This window comes from Aeromonas sp. Prich7-2 (assembly GCF_017939255.1).
In the GTDB taxonomy this organism is placed as follows: domain Bacteria; phylum Pseudomonadota; class Gammaproteobacteria; order Enterobacterales; family Aeromonadaceae; genus Aeromonas; species Aeromonas caviae.
In genome coordinates, this window is record NZ_JAGKRI010000305.1 from 1 (window position 1) to 756 (window position 756).

Annotated in this window: 1 protein-coding gene; it reads left to right on the forward strand. The window is 65.3% G+C overall.

The window, feature by feature from the left end; genetic code table 11:
* A partial coding sequence (locus tag J9892_RS22285; RefSeq protein ID WP_210539040.1) for a hypothetical protein occupies positions 1 to 756 on the forward strand: 756 nt, incomplete at both ends.

Consider the following 756-nt stretch of genomic DNA (forward strand, 5'->3'; position numbering starts at 1 on the left):
CCAGGAGGCGCAGGCGAATGAACACCAGGCACTGGCCCGAGAGGTGACCCAGTTCCGGGCAGAGTTCGCTGGCGAAGCGGCTGCTACCGCTGCCGAGCTGACGGAGGTGAGGGAAGTGATCGCCGGGGTGGAGCAGTCGACCGCCCAGCAGATCAGCCAGCTCAGAGCCGAGTACCAGGAGGGAGATCGCCAGACCAACGCGGCCCTAGAGGAGAGCAACAAGACCCTGAGCGATGCTGACAAGGCGCTCAGCGAGCGTGTCACCCAGCTGCAGGCCACCCTGGAGCAGGATGATCAGATGCTCAATGCGGCGATTCTGGAGACCCAGCGCACCCAGGCGCAGGGAGATCAGGCGCTGGCAGAGCAGATAGACCAGCTCCAGACAGCCTCCGGCGAACAGTCGGCCAGCCTGACCAACCTGGCCAAGGTGGTCAGTGACGGCCAACAGGCCACCGGCGAGGCCCTGCAGCAGCTCAACACCAAAACCGATCAGACCAATGCCAGCGTGGGCAGCCTCTCCGAGGCCGTTTCCGAGCAGGGTAAGGCGCTGGCCGGCAAGCAGGATGACTTGGTGGCAGAGGTCGATCTGGCAGCCCTGGCAAGCCTCGGCAACACCCTGGCGGATGAAGAAGGCGAAACCCGCAACCGCAAGGCGCGCGCTCAGATCACCCAACGCCAGGAGGCGCAGGCGAATGAACACCAGGCACTGGCCCGAGAGGTGACCCAGTTCCGGGCAGAGTTCGCTGGCGAAGCGGC